Source organism: Arthrobacter sp. YN (genome assembly GCF_002224285.1).
In the GTDB taxonomy this organism is placed as follows: domain Bacteria; phylum Actinomycetota; class Actinomycetes; order Actinomycetales; family Micrococcaceae; genus Arthrobacter.
This window is the reverse complement of record NZ_CP022436.1, coordinates 3139672-3155031: the sequence shown is the minus strand read 5'-3', so window position 1 is coordinate 3155031 and position 15360 is coordinate 3139672. Positions and strand designations below refer to the sequence as shown.

Here is a 15360-nt window from a genome sequence, read left to right as displayed (position 1 = left end):
GGCGTTCCGGCAACAGATCCGTAGATTTCACTCAAACGGCAGTAGATTTAGGGGATACAACCACCCGGGCCACCCAGGAGAACCGAAGCGCCTTGCACCTGAAAAGTTTGACCGTCCGAGGATTCAAGTCGTTCGCGTCGGCTACGACGTTCGACTTTGAGCCCGGCGTCACTGCTGTCGTCGGTCCCAACGGGTCGGGTAAATCCAACGTGGTTGATGCCTTGGCATGGGTGATGGGGGAGCAGGGTGCCAAAACCCTGCGCGGCGGCAAGATGGAGGATGTCATCTTCGCCGGCACGTCGGGCCGGCCGCCCCTGGGGCGTGCGCATGTCGCCCTCACCATAGACAACGCGGACAACGCGCTCCCCATCGACTACAGCGAAGTCACCATCTCCCGGACACTTTTCCGGACCGGCGGCTCCGAATACGCCATCAACGGCGCACCCTGCAGGCTCCTGGACATCCAGGAACTCCTCTCCGATTCCGGCCTGGGCCGTGAAATGCACGTCATTGTGGGGCAGGGCCAACTGGACAGGGTCTTGCACGCCACACCGGAAGACCGCCGGGGTTTCATTGAAGAGGCAGCAGGCATCCTCAAGCATCGCCGCCGCAAGGAAAAGACCGTCCGCAAACTCGAAGCCATGCAGGCCAACCTGGCACGGCTCGGCGACCTCACCGCGGAGATCCGGCGCCAACTGACTCCCTTGGGCAAGCAAGCGGAAATCGCCCGCCGTGCCCAGACGGTCCAGTTCGATGTCAGGGATGCCAGGGCCCGCCTTCTGGCTGATGACCTGGTGCAGCTCACCACCAGTCTTGAACAGGATGTTGCTGACGAGGCCGCGTTGAAAGAACGACGCCAGGTGGTGGAGGCGGAGTTGGGGACCGGACGTCGGCGCCAAGCTGCTTTGGAACAGAAGGCTGCCGAAGCAACCCCGAAGCTCAACGCCGCGCGCGATCATTGGTACCAGCTCTCTGCCGGCCGGGAGAGGTTGCGTTCTCTTGGATCACTTGCGTCTGAACGTCGCAGGCTTCTGGGTTCCTCCGAGGCCGCGGCGGATACAGGCCGGGACCCGGAGCAACTGGAACGCCAAGCCGCCCGGGTCCGCGAAGAAGAGTCTGCCCTGCAGCACGACATCCTGGCGAAGCAAGCCGCACTTCTTGAAGCCACGGTGGCCAAGGACGCAGCTGAATCGCTGGCGGCCGCTGAAGACAAGAGACTCACGGCCATGTTGCGGGCCGCTGCCGACCGCAGGGAAGGGCTCGCCAGGCTTGCAGGACAAGTAGCCGCCGCCAGGTCCCGGGCCGAAGCCGCGGAAGCTGAACGTGGCCGGCTCAGGGAATCCCTCGCATCCGGCGATGAACGTCGCCGTCAGGCCCAGAGCGAGTTCACGGCCCTTGAATCCCAGGTGGCAGGCGTCGAGGACGGCGAGGAGAGCCTGGACGCCGACTACGAAAATGCGAACGATGTCCTGGATGCCGTCCTTGCCGAAATTGAGGAACTGAAAGCCGCGGAACGGGAAGCTGTCCGCGAGAGGGATGCCTTGACGGCGCGCCGGGATGCCCTTCAACTGGGACTCAACCGCAAGGACGGCTCCGGCAGCCTGCTCTCGGCCGGGGGCGTTCTTGGGCCCCTGGCTGCGCTGGTGGCTATCGAGTCGGGGTTCGAGGCTGCCATTGCCGCGGCTCTGGGGAGTGCCTCGGACGCCTTGGTGGTGTCAGGTGCTGATGCCGCAGTTGCAGCCATTGCCTCCTTGAAGGATCACGACGCCGGCCGCGCAGCATTGCTCCTGGCCGGCGGATCCGCCGGCGGTGCTGACGGTGGCGCCGGTGTGCTGCTTCCCCCCGGCAGCCGCTGGGCTACGGACGTCGTGAATATTTCCGATCCCACAGCCCAAGGCGCGTTGGCCCTGCTGGTGGGGACCGCCGTCGTCGATGATCTTCGGACCGCGGCAGCGTTCGTCAAGGAACACCCGCAACTTAGGGCGGTCACGCGTGAAGGCGATGTTCTTACGGCGTTGACGGTCACCGGCGGTTCGGCCACAGCGCCGTCGCTGCTGGAAGTCCAGGCAGCAGTGGACGACGCCGGTGCCCGCCTCCAGGAGGTCACAGCCCGTTTGGAGCGGGGCCGTTTTGCCCTGGCCGGCGCCCAGTCCCGCCGCGCCGAAGCGCAGGACCGGACCGACGCCGCGCTGGAACGATTGCACGAGTCCGATGCCCGTTTGGCGGCAGTGGCGGAGCGCCTGGGCCACCTCAATTCCGTCCTTCGCAGTGCCGTGGGCGAAAGCGACAGGCTGGCCGCCTCCATGGCCAAGGCCGAAGCCAACATCGCTGAAGCCCAACTGGATCTTGAAGTCGCCGCGGAACGGCTCGCCGCCGCCCAGGAGGCCCCGGACGAGGAACCATCCACGGATCAGCGCGACGAACTCGCCGCGCAAGCCAGGATGGCACGTTCCTTCGAAACAGAAGCGCGCCTGGCCCTCAGGACTGCAGAAGAGCAACTGGGGGCCATCAGCAACCGGGCCGCGTCGCTTGAGCGGGCGGCCGCAACGGAACGGCGCGCCCGTGAAGAGGCGGCCCGTAGGGCCCAGCGTCGCCGTGCCCAGGCGCAGCGGGCTGCAGCAGTGGCGTCAGCTGTGGAACAGGTCCTGCGATTCATCGATGTCTCGGTGGAGGCTGCCGGCTGGGAGCGCGACCTCGCAGAGCAGACGCGGGAACGGCTGGAGACGGAACTGACGCTGGTCCGGACCGGTAACGAGGCCCTGGCGAAAGAGCTGGCCGAACTGACGGATTCCGTGCATCGGGACGAGATGGCGCGAACCCAGCAACGCCTGCGCATCGAGGCCTTGGAGACACGTTCCATAGAGGAACTCGGCCTGTCCGCCGAACAGCTCGTGGCAGACTATGGACCCGGGCTGCCTGTTCCGGTGCCCGCCGGAACCACTACCGACAAGTGGGCAGAGCTCCGGACACCCGTTGATGAGCATGGCGAAGCAATCGTGGAAGGCATTCCGTTCGTCAGGGCTGAGCAGGAGAAAAGACTCAGAAAGGCTGAGCGGGAGCTGGCTGCCTTGGGCAAAGTGAACCCCCTGGCGCTGGAGGAGTTTGCCGCACTGGAAGAACGGCATCAGTTCCTCAGCTCTCAGCTCGAAGACCTCAAATCCAGCCGCAAAGACCTGTTGGACATCATCAAAGAGGTGGACGCCCGGGTCCAGCAGGTCTTCACCGAGGCCTTTGCCGACACCTCCGCCCAGTTCGACCATGTCTTCGCCAGGCTTTTCCCCGGTGGTGAGGGAAAGCTGGTACTCACGGATCCTGACGACATGCTGAACACGGGAATCGAAGTGGAGGCTCGGCCCGCGGGCAAGAAGATCAAGCGGCTGTCCCTGCTCTCCGGTGGTGAACGGTCCCTCACGGCAGTGGCACTGCTGGTGGCGATTTTCAAGGCCCGGCCGTCGCCGTTCTACGTCATGGACGAAGTGGAAGCTGCGCTGGACGACACCAACCTGGGCCGGCTCATCACCATTTTTGAGGAACTGCGGGAGTCCAGCCAGTTGATTGTGATCACCCACCAGAAGCGGACCATGGAAGTGGCAGACGCCCTCTACGGGGTGACGATGAGGGGCGATGGCGTCTCCACCGTCATCAGCCAGAGGCTCGGTGCCGGGGCGTAGCTTTATGAGAAGGTAGGGGAGTGAACGATTTCCTACCCATAATTCTGTCCATTCTCGCTGCCCTCGTGGTGGTCGGCGGACTCGTGCCGGTACTCCTGAAGGCCCGGAAGTCCGGAGCGAAGTACCCCGGAACCCGGGATGCGAACGACCCCCTGCAGTCGCCGGCAGCGGGCGGCGGAACCTTGGTGGAAGAGCGCCCGGACGCGGTGAAAGCCCCGGCTCCCACCTTTGACGGAACCGTTGAGGGCGCGGATGTGCCCGATGATGCCGCCGGGCTCGAAACCATTGCCATCGACACGCCCGCGCCGGTTGAAGGCCGCCTGACCCGCCTGCGCGCCCGCTTGGTCAAGTCCAACAGCATCCTGGGCAAGGGCCTCCTGGCTCTGCTGTCGGGCGACAAGATCGACGAAAACGTGTGGGACGAGGTGGAGGAAACCCTCCTCCTGGCCGACCTCGGCACCGAACCCACCATGCAGTTGGTTGATGCGCTGCGTGAGCGCGTGAAGGTCTTGGGCACCCGCAGCCCCGAAGACGTCAAGGCGATGCTCCGCGAGGAACTCATCAAGCTGGTGGATCCCTCCATGGACCGTACCCTGAACGTCGAGCGCAAGGGTGACCGTCCCGCCGTCGTGCTTGTTGTTGGTGTGAACGGCGTTGGCAAGACCACCACGGTGGGCAAGCTGGCACGCGTCCTGGTTGCCGAAGACAAGGACGTCCTGCTGGGGGCCGCTGATACTTTCCGCGCAGCTGCTGCCGAGCAGTTGGCCACGTGGGGACAGCGCGTAGGTGTCCCTACCGTCAGGTCGGACATCGACGGCGCCGACCCCGCCTCGGTGGCTTACGAGGCCGTGAAAGCCGGCATCGACCAGGAAGTCGATGTTGTCATGGTGGATACCGCTGGACGACTGCAGAACAAGACCGGCCTGATGGACGAACTCGGCAAGGTCAAGCGCGTCATCGAGAAGCTGGCTGAAGTGGACGAGGTCCTGCTGGTGCTGGACGCCACTACCGGGCAGAACGGCCTCAACCAGGCCCGCGTTTTCGCCGAGGTGGTCAATATCACCGGCATCGTGCTGACCAAGCTGGACGGAACCGCAAAGGGCGGAATCGTTGTGGCCATCCAGAAGTCGCTGGGCGTGCCGGTCAAGCTCATTGGCTTGGGCGAAGGCCCCGACGACCTCGCACCGTTCGACGCCGAGAGCTTCGTGGACGCGCTGCTCAACTAGCGCCGGTCCAAACAACCAGCGCGGGTCCAAGACCTTCGCACTCAACTGTCTGGCAGCATAGTGTGCCCCAAGGACTCAGGGCACACCGTGGCTGTCAGTCAGTTTTTGGGTTTAAGGGGTTCGCGGGCCGGCAGCCAAGCTGCTGCCGTGAGGAGCAGAACGCCACCTGTGATGCCAAACGCCCAGCCATAACCCAGCTGGTCAGCCAGGAGGCCCGCCACAACCGGTCCGATGATGGCACCTGTGTCCGCAGCCATTTGGAACACCGCGAGCACCTTGCCTCCGGAGCGTCCCCTGCCAATGACATCAGCGACGGCTGCCTGTTGGGCCGGACCCAACAAGCCGGATCCGAACCCAGCCACCGCGGAAGCGATAAGGAATCCGGTCAAGTCCGTGGTGAGACCGATAACACCGGTGGCGGCACCAGTGATGAGCAGTCCGGGGACCAGTAGGGGCTTCCGTCCCCAGGCGTCGGCCAAACGTCCGCTGAAGGTCAGGGCCAAGGCGTTGCCCACGGCAAAGATGGCCAAAGCCCAGGCTGCCGTCTCAGGTGCGGACTGCAGGACAGCCACCGCGAACAGTGGAATGGTGGCCATGCGGACGCCGAACGTCACCCAGCCGTTACCGAAACTCGAGAACACCGCGGCGCGGTAAGCGGAGTCGGACAGAGCTTCCTTCAGGGTCATGGCCGGGGCTGGCTCAGCATTTTCTGCGGCGTTGCCCTCACCGCTCAGCAGGGTCCGGACCACCAGCGCCGCCACCAGGAGCGCTCCTGCGTATGCCAGGAAGGGTACCCGGAGACCGAAACCTGCCAGCAGACCTCCTACTACTGGCCCCAGGACGCTGCCGATCAGGAAGGCCGAGGCGTACGCGCCGGATACCCGCCCCCGTCGTTCAGGGGGTGCGAGGCGGATGAGCAGTCCCATCGCTGCCACAGTAAACATGACGGAGCCGGCTCCTCCGAGGCCACGGAAGATCAGCAGTTGCCAGTAGTCCTGGGCAAACGCGCACGCCGCCGTGGACACCGCGACGATCAGCAAACCCGAGACGTAGACGTTCCGTTCTCCAAAGCGTCCGATCAGGGCACCGCCTGCCGGAGCAAACACCAGCCTCATGAAGGCGAAGATGCTGACGATCACAGCGGCAGCCGTGGCGCCGACGTCGAAGGTGGTGGCGAATTGCGGCAAGACGGGCGCCACCAGCCCAAAGCCCAAAGCGATCAGGAACGCTGCAGCCAACATCACCTTAATATCGCGGGGCAACGGTGCTTTCTCCTGCCGGATCCTTGGAGCTTTGACGGATCTGGGCGACTCGGTCATACGGGGCGGGTCCTTCAAGGTGATGTGGGGCCGTGGTGGGCCGGATGGTCAAAAACTGGGGATTTCCAGAGAAGTCCGACGCCTGAAACATATCCGTAACACCGGAGATATGCACCATTTACGTTGGGGAGGTTGTTGTAACCAGCGCGCAATATAAAACCCGAGCAGGTGAAACACGGCGGCACAAAACTCTTAAGCAGGACGCAAAGGGCGTCAGGACAGCGGTTGAACCGCAGATCTAGCAAGAGAGGAACGTGCACCATGGAACTTACCGCAGGTCACGTATGGGTCATGGTGGCGGCGGCGCTTGTGCTGTTCATGACACCTGGTCTGGCATTTTTCTACGGCGGCATGACACGCGCCAAGGCAGCCTTGAACATGATGATGATGAGCTTCATCTCCATCGGCATCGTGGGCGTCGTCTGGGTACTGTGGGGCGCCTCTATGAGCTCCGGCGAGGGCTTCATGGAGATCGTGGGCAACCCGTTCGCCACCTTCGGCCTCGAAGGCATCGATACCCCCGATGGGCTCATCAAGGTTGGCTACGCAGCCACCTTCGCCATCATCACCGTTGCACTGATCAGCGGCGCAATCGCTGACCGCGCCAAGTTCGGCGCCTGGAGCATCTTCGTTCCGGTATGGGTGACCCTGGTCTACTGCCCGCTGGCCTACATGGTCTGGGGTGGCGGCCTGTTCGGTCCCGAAGGCGCAATCGGCAAGGCCCTCGGCCCGGCCATCGACTTCGCCGGCGGCACCGTAGTGCATATCAATGCCGGTGTGGCGGCGCTCGTCCTGGTCCTCATCATCGGCAACCGCCGCGGCTTCGGCAAGGACCCGAACCACCGCCCGCACAACATCCCGTTCGTCATGCTCGGCGCAGCGATCCTCTGGTTCGGCTGGTTCGGCTTCAATGGCGGTGCAGCAACAACAGCAGAGCAGGGTGGCCTGATCTGGATCAACACCCTGGCAGCTCCCGCAGCGGCCATGATCGGCTGGCTCATCACCGAACGTATCCGTGACGGTCACCCGACGTCGCTGGGCGCAGCATCCGGTGTGGTTGCCGGCCTCGTGGCCATCACCCCCGCATGTGCCAACGTCAGCCCGGTCGGGGCCCTTGGGCTTGGTGTGGTTGCCGGTGTGGCTTCCGCCCTGGCCGTTGGCCTCAAGTTCCGCTGGGGCTTCGATGACTCCCTGGATGTTGTGGGCGTCCACCTCGTCTCCGGCATCATCGGCACCGTGGCGCTGGGCTTCATCGCCCTTCCCACCGACGGCGTGGGTGGCGGCCTCTTCTACGGCGGCGGCATGACCCAGATGTGGGCCCAGCTCGCAGCGGCCGGCATCGCCATCGCGTTCTCGGCCATCATGACGGCCATCATCGCCTTCGCCATCCACAAGACCATGGGCTTCCGGGTTTCCACGGAACAGGAGAACGTTGGCGTCGACCTCAGCCTCCACGCTGAGACCGCCTACGAATTCGGAGTCAACGGCCACGGCGGCAGCTTCCAGCCGCTGCACAACGCCATGACTGGAAAGTCCGAAACCGCCGCAGCCAAGACCCCCGCAGAAGGCAAGGAGAGTGTCCAGGCATGAAGCTCATCACAGCGATCGTCCGTCCCGAAAAGCTTGAAGCAGTCCGGGAAGGCCTCGAATCATACGGGGTCCAGGGCCTGACGGTCAGCGCGGCCAGCGGCTACGGCCGCCAGCGCGGCTACACCGAGGTGTATCGCGGAGCCGAGTACAACGTGGACCTGCTGCCAAAGATCCGCATTGAGGTCCTCGCCACGGATGAGCAGGCCGACGACATCCTCGATGTCCTCATCGCCAGCTCCAACACCGGGCGCGCCGGTGACGGCAAGGTGTGGACCGTGGATGTCTACGAAGCAGTCCGGGTAAGGACCGGGGAGCGCGGCTCGGCCGCAATCTAAGTCCTTCACCCAAAAAAGCGGGCCGGGTACCAGTCAAGGTACCCGGCCCGCTTTGGCGTTAAGGAGGGCGTCAGGCCAGTTGGCTTTAGTCCGCCGCCTGTCTTAGTCCACGACGCCGGTGGGCCAGTCTGCCGGCCCCGCGCTGCCGGCGTCGTACTCTTCCAACGGGACGTCGCCGCTCTCCCAGGCACGGAGCACCGGCTCGATGATCCGCCAGCAGTCCTCGGCCGTATCACCACGGACGGACAGGAGGGGATCGCCGCTGATGATTCCCTCCAGCACCTCCCCATAGGGCAGCATGCCGGCGGCGTTGAGCTGGGTCACCAGACTGGCGCGGTCCAGGGTGAAGATGTCACCCGGGCCGTTCACGTCGACGTCAAGCTGGAGCACGTCCGGACCGAAGCCGATGCGCAACTGGTTGGGGGAGTCCACGCCGGAGAATCCCCTGGGGAGGTGGGGGACCGGGCGGAAGGTGATGACGGCTTCCTTGCGCCGGCGTCCCATGGCCTTGCCGGAGCGCAGGATGAACGGAACCCCTTTCCAGCGCCAGTTGTCGATCTCCACCCGGACCTCGGCAAGGGTCTCAGTATTGCGGGCAGGGTCCACGCCTTCCTCGGCAGCGTAGTCCGGAACGGTTCGTTCACCGAGGACTCCCGCGGTGTACCGTGCCCGCCGTGTGGACTCCTTGAACGGGGCCTTGATGCTGCTGGCGCGCAGAACGGTGGCCACGGCGTCGCGCAGGTCCCGCTCCTCGATGGTTGCCGGCGCGTCGATCGCCAGAAAAGCCATGATGTGCAGGAGATGGCTCTGGATCATGTCCCGGAGCGCCCCGGCAGTGTCGTAGTAGCGGGCGCGTCCCTCGAGAGCCAGATCCTCGTCAAAGACGATCTCCACTTTTTCGATGTGTTCGCGGTTCCACACAGGCTCCAGGAACCGGTTGGCGAATCGTAGGCCCAGGATGTTCAACACGGTGGCTTTGCCCAGGAAATGGTCCACGCGGTGGATGTGGTCTTCGGGGACCAGGGCTGCGAGCGTCTTGTTCAGCTCGTGGGCGGATTCGGTGCCTGAGCCGAAGGGCTTCTCCATGACGAGACGGGTCCCGGCAGGGACCTGATCACTGTGGAGTACCTCGCAGGCCTTCTGGCTGACGTGCGGCGGCAAAGCGAAATAGATGGCGACGGGGCCCTGCAGCCTGGCCAGGAGGTCCGCCAGGGGACCGTCCGCTGTGACATCAAGCTGGTGGTACTCGGTGGCGTCAGCGACTGTTGCCAGTGCCGCCCGGCCGGCATCATCAGCCGTGCCCGAGGCCGCGTTGAACGCGCCCGAAACCCGCTCCCGCCATTGTTCCGGAGACCAGGGGTCCGAGCCCGCGCCTACCAGCCGCAATCCGGGAGCCCTGCCGGAAGCCAGCAGTCCGGCGAGTCCGGGCAGCAGGAGCCTTCCTGTCAGGTCCCCGGACGCGCCGAGGATGAGCAACGTTTTTACAGTTGTTTTACTGGTCACTGTGCCAGCATGCCATCTTGCAGGTGCGACTTGGTACCCTAGATAGTCGAGTCCCCTAGTCGATTCAGATTTGTTGGGTTGAGACATGTTTGCTGGGGGCAATCGTCAAGACTCTGGTGTGCCGCATTGGCCGCCATTCGCAGACCATCGAAAGAAGTGCACGGCGCGTGTTCAATTCACTCTCTGACCGGTTGACAGCAACCTTCAAGAACCTTCGTGGCAAGGGCCGCCTCACCGAGGCTGATGTTGATGCCACAGTCCGGGAGATCCGCCGCGCCCTGCTGGACGCGGATGTTGCAGTATCCGTGGTCCGTGAGTTCACCGGCCGCGTCCGCGAACGTGCCCTGGGCGCCGAGGTTTCGGGTGCGTTGAACCCGAGCCAGCAGATCGTCAAGATCGTCAACGAGGAACTCGTGGAGATCCTCGGTGGCGAGACCCGCCGGATCCGCCTGGCCAAGAACGGCCCCACCATCATCATGCTCGCAGGGCTCCAGGGTGCAGGTAAGACCACCCTCGCCGGCAAGCTGTCCAAGTGGCTCAAGGCCCAGGGCCACAGCCCCATGCTGGTTGCTTGCGATCTCCAGCGCCCCAACGCCGTCACCCAGCTCCAAGTGGTGGGCCAGCGCGCCGGCGTCCCGGTGTTCGCTCCACACCCTGGTGCCACCTCCGAGCTCGAGCATCCAGCAGGCGACCCCGTAGCCGTCGCGAAGGCCGGCGTCGAGGAAGCGCGCCAGAAGCTCCACGACGTCGTGATCGTTGATACCGCCGGCCGTCTTGGTGTCGACGCCGAGATGATGGACCAGGCCCGCCGGATCCGCCAGGCCATCATCCCCAACGAAGTTCTCTTCGTGATCGACTCCATGATCGGCCAGGACGCCGTCAATACGGCGATGGCGTTTGATGAAGGCGTCAACTTCACGGGCATCGTCCTGTCCAAGCTCGACGGCGACGCCCGCGGTGGTGCCGCGCTGTCGGTTGCGTCCGTGACCGGTAAGCCGGTGATGTTCGCCTCCACAGGTGAAGGCCTGGACGACTTCGAGCTCTTCCACCCGGACCGCATGGCTTCCCGCATCCTTGACATGGGTGACGTCCTTACCCTGATCGAACAAGCTGAGAAGGCCTGGGACAAGGACGAAGCCGCCCGGATGGCGAAGAAGTTCGCCGACCAGGAAGACTTCACCCTGGACGACTTCCTCGCCCAGATGCAGCAGATCCGCAACATGGGCTCCATGAAGAAGATGCTCATGATGATGCCGGGTGCGCAGAACATCCGTCAGCAGCTGGAGAACTTCGATGAGAAGGAGATCGACCGCGTCGAAGCAATCGTCCGGTCCATGACGCCGCACGAACGCGTCGCTCCCAAGATCATCAACGGCTCACGCCGCGCCCGTATCGCCAAGGGTTCTGGCGTCCACGTGTCCGAGGTCAATGGCCTGCTGGAGCGCTTTGCCCAGGCCCAGAAGATGATGAAGAAACTTGCCCAGGGCGGCGGCATGCCCGGGATGCCCGGGATGCCCGGCCTTGGAGGGCCAGGCGGAGGCCGCAAGGGCGGCAAGAATGCGCCCAAGAAGAAGGCGCGTTCCGGTAACCCTGCCAAAGCGGCACAGGAGTTGCGCGATGCCGAAGCCAAGCGGGCGAACGCAGCCTCGGCTGCACCGTCGGGCGCGGCTTTCGGCCAGGGGGCGGCAGACTTCGATCCCTCATCGCTCAACCTTCCCAAGGGCTTCGACAAGTTCCTCGGCAAATAGGCCGTGGCTGACATCCCAACCGCGTCGCAGTTGGGATGTCGGGGCCGTGGAATAGGCTGAACCAATGCATAAGCAGCGCGTAGTCTTCGTTCACGGCCTGGGCAGCTTCGGTGCTGCGGCATGGCCGAAACAGCACGGCATGGCCCTCGCTTATGATGCGCTGTTCCTGCGCCGGCATGGCTTTGACGCTGCAGCCGAGCCCGTGGGATCCAGCGTTGCCGCGGACGTTGCCATCGTCATCAATGCCTTGGCGGATACGGGTGGTGGCCACGTCGTTGCGCACGAGCAAGGCGCCATCTCCGCCATGCTTGCTGCCATCGAACGTCCGGACCTGGTGCACTCGCTGAGCTTGGTTGAGCCTGCTTGTTTATCCCTGACAGCCGAGCTTCCAGCCACAGCCTCCCACCGTGCCCTGATGGAACCGCTGTTCGATGTACGGAGCCAGCTCAACGACGCCGACTATCAACGGGAGTACTACCGCCGGGCGTTTTCTGCCGAAACGGGGGGATTGGATACTCCCGAAGCGCGGCGTTCCGCCCGCAGGCTCAGGCTCCAGGCCCCGCCATGGGAGGCTCCGCTGCACATCGTGCCCGGCGTCCCCACATTGGTCCTCACGGGTGGGTGGGAACCCCTGTACGAGGAAATCGCCGGTTATCTCCAGGAAACCGGAGCCCTCCGCCGTGTTGCTGCGGGAGGACACCGGCCCCAGGATTCAGTGGACGGCGATCACATCATCCGCTCATTTGTTGGCGACGTTGGACGGGCCATGTCAGTTCAGGCTTCTTGAGCCGGCCTCAAGCGTGTCCGGGCTGCCGGGTACCTGAAGTTCCGGCAAATAGACCTTTCCGCCCGATGCCAGGAATTCCTGGCTCTTCCCGCGCATGCCGCTGTACATTTCCGCAATGGCTGTCTGCGCCTCTTCTGACCCGTATTCGTCACGGATGTCCTGGCTGATGCGCATCGAACAGAACTTGGGGCCGCACATGGAACAGAAATGGGCGGTCTTGGCCGGTTCTGCCGGCAGCGTTTCGTCGTGGAAGGCTTCTGCTGTGACGGGGTCCAGGGAGAGGGCAAACTGGTCACGCCAACGGAACTCGAATCTGGCCTTGGACAAGGCATCGTCTCGCTCGTGGGCCCCGGGATGGCCCTTGGCGAGGTCGGCGGCGTGGGCTGCGATCTTGTACGTGATGACACCGGTCTTGACGTCGTCCTTATTGGGAAGGCCCAAATGTTCCTTGGGCGTCACGTAACACAGCATGGCGGTGCCGTACCTGGCGATCTCGGTGGCGCCGATGGCTGAGGTGATGTGGTCATAACCAGGAGCGACATCCGTGACCAAGGGCCCAAGGGTGTAGAAAGGGGCTCCCTTGCACAGTTCCTGCTGGCGTTCCACATTTTCCCGGACCAGGTGGAACGGCACGTGGCCAGGTCCTTCCACCATCACCTGCACATCGAAGTCCCACGCCCGCTGTGTCAGCTCGGCGAGGGTATCCAACTCGGCGAACTGGGCTGCGTCGTTGGCATCGGCGGTTGCACCCGGGCGCAGGCCGTCGCCCAGGGAGAATGCGACGTCGTACTGGGCGAAGATTTCGCAGAGCTCGTCAAAGTGCGTGTAGAGGAAGTTCTCCTGGTGGTGCGCCAAGCACCAACCCGCCATGATCGACCCGCCACGGGAGACAATTCCCGTGACCCGGTTGGCGGTCAACGGCACATAGCGCAGGAGCACGCCGGCGTGGATGGTCATGTAGTCCACGCCCTGCTCGCATTGTTCGATGACCGTGTCCCGGAAAATCTCCCACGTCAGCTTGTTCGCCTCGCCGTTGACCTTCTCCAGCGCCTGGTAGATGGGGACCGTCCCGATCGGGACCGGGGAGTTGCGGATGATCCACTCCCGGGTGGTGTGGATGTCGTCCCCAGTGGAGAGATCCATGACGGTATCGGCACCCCATTGGGTGGCCCACTGCAGTTTGTCCACCTCCTCCGTGATGGAGCTCGTCACGGCTGAGTTGCCGATGTTGGCGTTGATCTTCACCAGGAAGGCCTTGCCGATGATCATCGGCTCTGACTCGGGGTGGTTGATGTTGTTCGGAATGATCGCCCGTCCTGCGGCAACCTCGCTGCGGACCAGCTCAACGTCGCAGTTCTCCCGCAGCGCGACGAACTGCATCTCGGGAGTCACCGTGCCCTGCTTGGCGTAGTGCATCTGCGTGACGGTTTTACCTTCGACGGCGCGGCGGGGCACCGGTTGGGTGCCCTTCCACTCCGCTGATGCTGCCCCGCGCCGAACCGCTGACTTGCCGTCATCCAGCAGGTTTCGTTCCCGTCCGCGGTAAGCCACGGTGTCACCGCGGGCTTCGATCCATGGAGCGCGGAAAGGCTCAAGCCCCACAATGGGATCACTGCCGGGACCCGCCGTGCGGTACACCTGGAACGGCGGGTTGGCTTGGCCGTTGGGAGACGGCTCCAAGGCGATTTCTGTGACGGGCACCCGGATCCCGTGGTCCGGGTCCTCGAGGTAGGCCAATGAATGGGATTTCAGCGATTGGGTCACGGATTCCGGCGTCTTGGCGCGGGAGTCGGACTGGTTTTGGGCAGGGCTGTGCTGTGTTTTGGTGGTGCTCAAAGGATTACTCACTTCCTTCGCCGGCATTACCCGGACAGGTTCAACGGTCGCAGACTGCGTCAGTCCGATCTCAGCCCCTGCAGGGGCCCCCGTGTGGTCGTAGACGAAGCTACCACAGCTCCCAGGAGGCTCCCAGTCACATGGAGTCCGGGGCTGCACACCCTGAACTTCCCTGGACCTGCGGACTAGGCTTTTTCCATGGCCAAGATCATCGAATTCACCGGACCGGTGCTCGTGTCTCGGAACGACCAGCGCCACGGGATGTGGTCCGTGGACGGCACCTTGACGTTTGTGCGCCCCGCGACGGCACCGGACCACGTACTGGAGGGCTGGGTCCTCCCGGGCTTTGTTGATGCCCACTGCCACATCGGTTTGGGAGTGGGCGGCGCCGTTGACGAGCAGACCACCCTTGCCCAGGCCCAGGCTGACCTCGACGCCGGGACGCTGCTGATCCGGGATGCCGGATCACCCAGTGACACCCGTTGGGTCCAGCAACGTCCGGACGTGCCGCGGCTGATCCGGGCCGGTAGGCATATTGCCCGCAGCCGGCGGTACCTCCGCGGTTTGGGGCATGAAATCGAACCCGACCAACTCGTGGAGACCGTCCGGAAGGAAGCCCGGGATGGAGACGGGTGGGTCAAGTTGGTGGGGGACTGGATCGACCGTGGCGTGGGTGACCTCGCCGCCTCTTTCCCCGCCAAAATCGTCAAGGACGCCATCTCTGCCGCCCACGATGAAGGTGCCCGGGTGACGGCCCATTGCTTTGCCGAGGACACAGTGGACGACATGCTGGATGCCGGCATCGACTGCATCGAACATGCCACGGGCCTGCTGCCGCGACACATTCCGCGCTTGGTGGAGCAGTCCGTGCCGATCGTTCCCACTTTGGTCAACATCGCGACTTTCCCGGACATTGCTGCCCAGGCTGCCCTGAAGTTTCCTGACTATGCGGACCACATGGTGCGGCTTTGGGAGGGGCGGCGCGAGCGTGTGCTGGAGGCCTTCGAGGCCGGTGTGGCCATTTATGCGGGCACGGACGCCGGCAGCGTGATCAAGCACGGCAGGATCGCCGACGAAATGAAGGAGCTGCACGACGCCGGCCTGCCGCCGGCCGCGGTCTTGGACGCCGCGGCGTGGCGCGCCCGGGAGTGGCTGGGAGCCGAGGGCATCAGCGAAGGGGCCAGTGCCGACGTCGTGCTGTGTTCCGGGGATCCCAGGACACAGCTGGAGACTGTTTCCCACCTCCGGCACATCGTTCTGCGCGGTTCCTTGGTCGGTTAGGAATAAATTGAAGCTTCAAGTAATTTAGAGAAGTAGAAAGGTGCTGATGAGCGGCACCTCGAAC

The 15360-nt window shown here is 64.1% G+C and carries 10 protein-coding genes and 1 riboswitch; of the genes, 7 read left to right on the top strand and 3 right to left on the bottom strand.

Annotated elements, in window-relative coordinates:
- Window positions 1-92: 92 nt before the first annotated feature.
- On the top strand, window positions 93-3671 hold the full coding sequence (gene smc, locus CGK93_RS14465) for a chromosome segregation protein SMC (protein WP_198318230.1): 3579 nt from the start codon (window positions 93-95) through the stop codon (window positions 3669-3671).
- Between the two features lie 20 nt (window positions 3672-3691).
- Window positions 3692-4897 (top strand): signal recognition particle-docking protein FtsY, encoded by a 1206-nt coding sequence (ftsY, locus tag CGK93_RS14460; protein WP_089595436.1) that lies wholly within the window; start codon window positions 3692-3694, stop codon window positions 4895-4897.
- Between the two features lie 98 nt (window positions 4898-4995).
- Here ftsY and CGK93_RS14455 read toward each other — a convergent pair whose 3' ends face one another.
- Complete coding sequence (locus CGK93_RS14455) at window positions 4996-6216, bottom strand: MFS transporter (RefSeq protein WP_089595435.1); 1221 nt, start codon at window positions 6214-6216, stop codon at window positions 4996-4998.
- A 261-nt stretch (window positions 6217-6477) separates the two neighbouring features.
- Here CGK93_RS14455 and CGK93_RS14450 point away from each other — a divergent pair, with 261 nt between their 5' ends.
- Both CGK93_RS14450 and CGK93_RS14445 read left to right on the top strand, forming a co-directional pair.
- Complete coding sequence (locus tag CGK93_RS14450; protein WP_089595434.1) at window positions 6478-7806, top strand: ammonium transporter; 1329 nt, start codon at window positions 6478-6480, stop codon at window positions 7804-7806.
- Window positions 7803-8141, top strand: a complete 339-nt coding sequence (locus CGK93_RS14445) for a P-II family nitrogen regulator (RefSeq protein WP_089595433.1) — start codon at window positions 7803-7805, stop codon at window positions 8139-8141. The genes CGK93_RS14450 and CGK93_RS14445 overlap by 4 nt, the downstream gene beginning before the upstream one ends.
- A 102-nt stretch (window positions 8142-8243) precedes the next feature.
- Here the strand turns inward: CGK93_RS14445 and CGK93_RS14440 are convergent, their stop codons facing one another.
- The gene (locus CGK93_RS14440) at window positions 8244-9644 is read right to left on the bottom strand and encodes a glucose-6-phosphate dehydrogenase (RefSeq protein ID WP_089595432.1); all 1401 of its coding nucleotides are present in this window, start codon (window positions 9642-9644) and stop codon (window positions 8244-8246) included.
- 167 nt (window positions 9645-9811) lie between these two features.
- Here CGK93_RS14440 and ffh point away from each other — a divergent pair, with 167 nt between their 5' ends.
- Together ffh and CGK93_RS14430 are read left to right on the top strand one after the other, a co-directional pair.
- Complete coding sequence (gene ffh, locus CGK93_RS14435; protein ID WP_089595431.1) at window positions 9812-11392, top strand: signal recognition particle protein; 1581 nt, start codon at window positions 9812-9814, stop codon at window positions 11390-11392.
- Between the two features lie 64 nt (window positions 11393-11456).
- A complete protein-coding gene (locus tag CGK93_RS14430) occupies window positions 11457-12179 on the top strand; it encodes an alpha/beta fold hydrolase (RefSeq protein ID WP_089595430.1) in 723 nt (240 codons plus the stop codon).
- On the opposite strand, the gene thiC is transcribed toward CGK93_RS14430, so the two are convergent.
- On the bottom strand, window positions 12162-14015 hold the full coding sequence (gene thiC / locus CGK93_RS14425) for a phosphomethylpyrimidine synthase ThiC (RefSeq protein ID WP_089595429.1): 1854 nt from the start codon (window positions 14013-14015) through the stop codon (window positions 12162-12164). The two genes, CGK93_RS14430 and thiC, sit on opposite strands and share 18 nt — an antisense overlap.
- Window positions 14011-14118, bottom strand: a riboswitch (TPP riboswitch). Its footprint overlaps the gene before it by 5 nt.
- A gap of 95 nt (window positions 14119-14213) precedes the next feature.
- On the opposite strand from thiC, the gene CGK93_RS14420 reads away from it, so the two are divergent.
- Window positions 14214-15296, top strand: a complete 1083-nt coding sequence (locus tag CGK93_RS14420) for an amidohydrolase family protein (RefSeq protein ID WP_089595428.1) — start codon at window positions 14214-14216, stop codon at window positions 15294-15296.
- Window positions 15297-15360 lie beyond the last annotated feature (64 nt).